This is a genomic window from Bacteriovorax sp. DB6_IX (genome assembly GCF_000447775.1).
Taxonomy (GTDB): Bacteria; Bdellovibrionota; Bacteriovoracia; order Bacteriovoracales; family Bacteriovoracaceae; genus Halobacteriovorax_A.
Genome location: NZ_AUNJ01000506.1, coordinates 1 through 5,158, shown reverse-complemented (window position 1 = coordinate 5,158; position 5,158 = coordinate 1). Strand labels below are relative to the sequence as shown.

5 protein-coding genes are annotated in these 5,158 nt (G+C 36.0%); 3 read left to right on the top strand and 2 right to left on the bottom strand.

Translation table 11 applies throughout. The annotated features are described in order from the left end of the window. Both M901_RS18120 and M901_RS15830 read left to right on the top strand, forming a co-directional pair. Positions 1–181 (top strand): hypothetical protein (locus M901_RS18120; RefSeq protein WP_021279229.1); only part of this gene is annotated, 181 nt, incomplete at its 5' end. Next, on the top strand, positions 178–3,021 hold the full coding sequence (locus M901_RS15830; RefSeq protein ID WP_053335893.1) for a sensor histidine kinase: 2,844 nt from the start codon (positions 178–180) through the stop codon (positions 3,019–3,021). The genes M901_RS18120 and M901_RS15830, both read left to right, overlap by 4 nt. Before the next feature lie 4 nt (positions 3,022–3,025). Here the strand turns inward: M901_RS15830 and M901_RS15825 are convergent, their stop codons facing one another. Further along, entirely contained in the window at positions 3,026–3,460 is a 435-nt protein-coding gene (locus tag M901_RS15825) for a hypothetical protein (RefSeq protein WP_021279228.1), read from the bottom strand. Between the two features lie 136 nt (positions 3,461–3,596). Between M901_RS15825 and M901_RS15820 the strand changes: the two genes are divergently transcribed. Next, entirely contained in the window at positions 3,597–4,763 is a 1,167-nt protein-coding gene (locus tag M901_RS15820; protein WP_021279230.1) for a thiolase family protein, read from the top strand. Between the two features lie 58 nt (positions 4,764–4,821). On the opposite strand, the gene M901_RS17670 is transcribed toward M901_RS15820, so the two are convergent. After that, entirely contained in the window at positions 4,822–4,965 is a 144-nt protein-coding gene (locus tag M901_RS17670) for a hypothetical protein (protein WP_021279232.1), read from the bottom strand. Positions 4,966–5,158: the final 193 nt, after the last annotated feature.

Genomic DNA, 5,158 nt, shown 5'->3' with positions numbered 1-5,158 from the left:
CAAGGATGAATTTCTATATATTCTAAGTGCAATCTATTTTCTACTAATGACGTGGCCATTTGTTGCCATCAAAAATATGGACTTTCCTAAAGCGATTATTATTTATATCTTTGGGATATGGCTTTCGCTAATTCTTATTCTATTCATTAGAGCTGTTTTATTACGTAAGGGTAGAGAATGATAAATGTTCAGACGGCCCTATTTAGTGTACTTCTCTATGTACTAGTTATGTTCTTGATAGCGTACTTTGTTGATAAAAAAGTAGAGGGGGATCCAAACTCTAAAATTGTGGATAATCCGTTTGTGTATTGCTTATCTCTTGCCGTTTATTGTACGAGCTGGACTTTTTATGGCTCTGTTGGAAAGGCATCTAATTCAGGACTTTTATTTTTAACTATATATTTAGGCTCTACCTTAATGGTTCTTTTTTGGGGAATTTTATTAAAGCGCCTCATTCGAGTTAAGCAAAACTATCATATCACTAGTATTGTGGACTTCTTGTCCGCTAGATATGATAAGTCTTCACTTATAGGTTGGGTTGGGTCTTTACTTGTTCTGCTTGCGACGATCCCATATTTAGCCCTTCAATTTAAGGCCCTTGTTTCAACTTTTTCTTCTATTGTTGATACAAAACAGATTATCAACCTTGGTATTGGAAGTTCTGATCGAATCGTCGGAATTGGTTTTGCCATTTTTATGACAACTTTTACAATTCTTTTTGGAATAAGAAAAATTGATCCGACGGAAAGGCATCCAGGAATGATTTTCGTACTAGCGATAGAATGTGTTTTTAAGCTTATTGTCTTTCTCATTATAGGGATTTTTTGCTGCTACTATCTCAATGATGGGTTCTTTCATGTCTTAGCTAAATTGCCAGAAGTTGTTGGAGAAAATTATTCTTTTATGGGAAATCAAGAAGGGTCTGTGTCCACCTGGATAAGTTTTATGATCTTATCTGGTAGTGCAATTCTCTTTCTTCCTAGGCAATTCCATGTTGCTGTAATTGAAAACTCAAACGAAGATCATGTTGATGATGTGACTTGGGGATTACCGTTTTATTTGTTTCTCATTAATATTTTTGTCATACCTATTAGCATTGTGGGATTAAGCCTTATTGGTTTAGATCAAGCGGATCGTTTTGTTTTAAAAATTCCAATGGAAATGGGGTATTTGAATCTTTCTCTGCTTACATTCTTGGGAGGTTTTGCTGCTGCTTCTGGTATGATAATGGTTTCAACGATGACTGTGACGGTGATTTTGTCGAATAGTATTTACTTGCCAATAATTGAAAGATTGAATTTGCCAAAAGCGTTTACACAGTTCTTGCTACCTGTGAGATGGGTTATTGCGTCTTTCCTAATTTTCTCATCTTTGGGCTATATGTTCTTAGTGGGGGATAACTTTGCCCTAGTATCAATGGGGATGGTTTCTTTTGCAGGAGTTTTACAATTTGCTCCTGCGATATTAGGTGGCTTGTTTTGGAAGAAGGCCAATTCGAGAGCTGCTCTCTTTGGTTTAAGTGCAGGCGTTTGTACATGGCTGTATACACTCTATATTCCGGCCTTTATAAAAAGTGGTTACTTTGGACAGGAGATGTTGGCAAATGGATTATTTGGTATACATATATTACGTCCCCAAGCACTTTTTGGACTAGATGGTATGGACCCTCTTTCTCATTCTGTTTTTTGGTCTATGTTTTTCAATCTGGGATCTTTTTTAACGATATCTTTATTATTTAAGCCAAGTAAGTCAGAGGAACAAATTATTAGCGATTTCTCTTCTTTAGTGGACATAAAAGAAAAGTATTCTTATGAAAATGTTGAGCTTAAGAGAAATATTCCTCTAGAAGTAAAAGTTAACACAATGTTGGCTATTTTAGAAAAGTATTATGACTGGGAAAAATCAAAAGCATGTGTTGATGGGATTCTTAAGAATATAGGGGTATTTGAAAATAGGGATATAAATATACTAGAGCTTTTTGAGCTTACTCAAGAGTTTGAAAAGAGTTTAACAGGAATTGTTGGTGCCGCGACAGCTCACCAAGTTATACAAAAATCTAACTTTCTTTCAGTCGATGAAAGAGGGGAGCTCTACCAATTCTATAGTGAGTCTCTTGCGGAATATAATATCTCTCCAAAAGAGTTGCATACGAGAATTAATTTTTACAAAGAAAAAGAAGTTCTTATGCAGAATCAGTTTCAAGAGCTTGAGAGGATTATTGATATAAGAACTAAAGAGCTTCAAGAGAAAAATACAATTTTAAAATCCTCTTTGAAAAAAATTGGAGAAATGCAACATCAACTAATATCTAGGGAGAAAATGGCATCGGTTGGTTTACTGGCATCTGGACTTGCTCATGAAATTAAGAACCCATTAAACTTTATTCAAAATGGTGCGAAGATAATCACTAATGAACTAAGTGGGAACGTGAATCTAGGTGATGAGAAGTCTTTAAGTAGTATAAAAACCTCACTGAGACTCATTGATGATTACAGTGTACGAATTGATAATATCGTGAAGAAGATGCTCAATCTTTCACAGCAAAATGATACTGAAGAGCTGCTGAATATCTCCGAATTTTGTGTGGAGGCTTTTTTAAAAGAGATAGAGTTATGCGAAAGGAAATACTTCAATAAAATAAACTATTCTTTGGATACTTCGCCAACAGATGAGTATTTAGTTTCCAGAACAACCTTAGAACAAGTTTTGTCTATTGTTATTGATAATTCAGCCGCAGACCTTGCAAGTTCTAAAAAAGACCCTAAAGAGATTCATTTAAAACTATTTATAATTGAAGACAAGTTAAATCTTAGAATTCGAGATAATGGAAATGGGATTAGTGATGAGATTCTAAAAAATATATTTGAGCCCTTTGTCACCACAAAACAAAGTAAGGATGGTGCAGGACTAGGGTTAACAATCGCAAACGATCTTATTAGGTCGAAAATGGGAAGCATCTCAATCCTCTCGGAAAAAAATAAATTCACCGAAGTTCAGATTGAGTTGCCTCTAAAAAAATAGAAATTTATTGATTTAGTAGTTGGTCGGCCTTAATCGTTAGGCCAATATTCTCTCTGTTAATTTTATAGAAGATATCGAGATCTTTAAATTTTTCACTCTGCCATTGGTCCTGATAATCCATCCAGTCCTTTGTTGCAAAGAATGTATCAAAGAATGCACCTACAGAGTCAACAAGCGAATCAAGAACTTTTGTGTGATCCTGACCATCTTCTAGATCCATAGAGACAGAGTAAGTTGTTGGAATTGCGAACTCATCATTAGGATTAATAAGACTCGCTATAACTAGAACTTCTCCCTTATAGAGTTTCCCATAAACTTCAAAAATCTTGGCATCTTCAGCTAGTTGTTGGCGATACGAGTCCTGAAGAAGTTCAGTAACTTTATCTACCCATTCATTTGGAAGATTGATGAGAAATGGAGTTCCTTTTCTTGATAGCATAAACATCCTTTATAATTGAAAAGAGGTATTTTAAGTCCTCATAACTATCATGCTCCTGCGTGAAGCGTCAACGCTAGAGCGTGACGAAGGGCCGGTGATATGGTTTAATAGCTCAAATATTTAAAAGGAGATGACAATGAGCGTCTATATTCTATCTGGAGCAAGAACTCCATCTGGAAGTTTCTTAGGTGGACTTTCTACTGTACCGGCACCACAACTTGGAGCGACTGCAATTAGAGGAGCCCTTGAGAAGGCCGGAATTTCTGGTGATAAAATTGATGAAGTATTCATGGGAAATGTTGTTACTGCTGGAGTTGGTCAAGCACCTGCGAGACAAGCTGCTATTTTTGCAGAACTTCCAAAATCAGTTCCATGTACAACTCTTAATAAGGTTTGTGGATCGGGAATGAAAACAATCATTTCTGGGGCCCAAACAATACTTGCTGGAGACAATCAAGTTGTTGTTGCTGGTGGTATGGAAAATATGTCTTTAGCACCACACCTTATTACAAACTCTAGAACAGGAGTTTCGAAATTTGGTGCAGCTTCAATGAAAGATTCTATGCAGTGGGATGGACTTTGGGATGTTTATTCAGACAGACCAATGGGAAATTGTGCTGAAGAAGCGACGAAGAAGTATGAACTTACTCGTGAACAACAAGATGAATTTGCTATTGAATCTTTTAAGAGAGCTCAAGCTGCAATCAACGAAAATATCTTTAAAGCTGAAGTTGTTCCTGTGACTATTAAAGGTCGTAAAGGGGACACTGTTGTAGAACAAGATGAAGGACCATTCAAAGCTAAATTTGATAAGATTCCTCAATTGAGACCTGCTTTTGAAAAAGATGGAACGATTACTGCTGCGAACGCTTCAACTATCAACGATGGTGCGGCTGCAGTTGTCCTTGCTGGTGAAGAATATAAAGACCAGGCAGAATTTAAAATTGTTGCTTATTCTTCACATGCACAAGAGCCGACTTGGTTTTCAACAGCTCCAATTGAAGCGATGAAAAAGAACCTTGATAAGGCAAATCTTAAACTTGAAGATATTGATTTATTTGAGATTAATGAAGCTTTTGCTGCTGTTCCAATGGCCGCGATGAAAGAGCTTGGTATTTCTCACGATAAAGTAAATATTTATGGTTCAGGTGTCTCTCTTGGTCACCCAATTGGATGTTCAGGAACTCGTATTGTTGTAACTCTAATGACAGCAATGAGAAATAAGAATGCGAAGTACGGGATGGCCTCGATCTGTATCGGTGGTGGTGAAGCATTATCAATCATTCTAGAAAAACTAAAATAATGAAATAATAGCAGCACCTTCGGGTGCTGTTTTTATTTGTGGACTTATCTTTGGATTCTTATAGTCGAGAGAGGATATAGTATTCGGAGTCTAGTTCAGATCTTGTTGATGTTGTTTTTCTGTCATAGGCATCAAGCATTGTCGCTTGGACTTTCTTTTTTCTTCTCATATTTTTTAAAATATTAATTACTTTTTCAACCACTGTTCCTCCTTTGGTTAAGAGCATTATGGCATTTTTATATATAAATTTTAATTACTTATTTATGTATGTATATATAAACTAAAGTTTATATGGACGGTGTGAAAGACCGTTCAAGTGAAAGACTCGGTTATTAATGGGCATTGAGTGGTCATGATTTGCATCAAAAGCGGTGAAGAGTTATTATTGTTATGAG

Coding starts and splice junctions, on each gene's coding strand:
- M901_RS15830 (WP_053335893.1), top strand. CDS start 178: ATGATAAATGTTCAGACGGCCCTATTTAGTGTACTTCTCTATGTACTA.
- M901_RS15825 (WP_021279228.1), bottom strand. CDS start 3,460: ATGCTATCAAGAAAAGGAACTCCATTTCTCATCAATCTTCCAAATGAA.
- M901_RS15820 (WP_021279230.1), top strand. CDS start 3,597: ATGAGCGTCTATATTCTATCTGGAGCAAGAACTCCATCTGGAAGTTTC.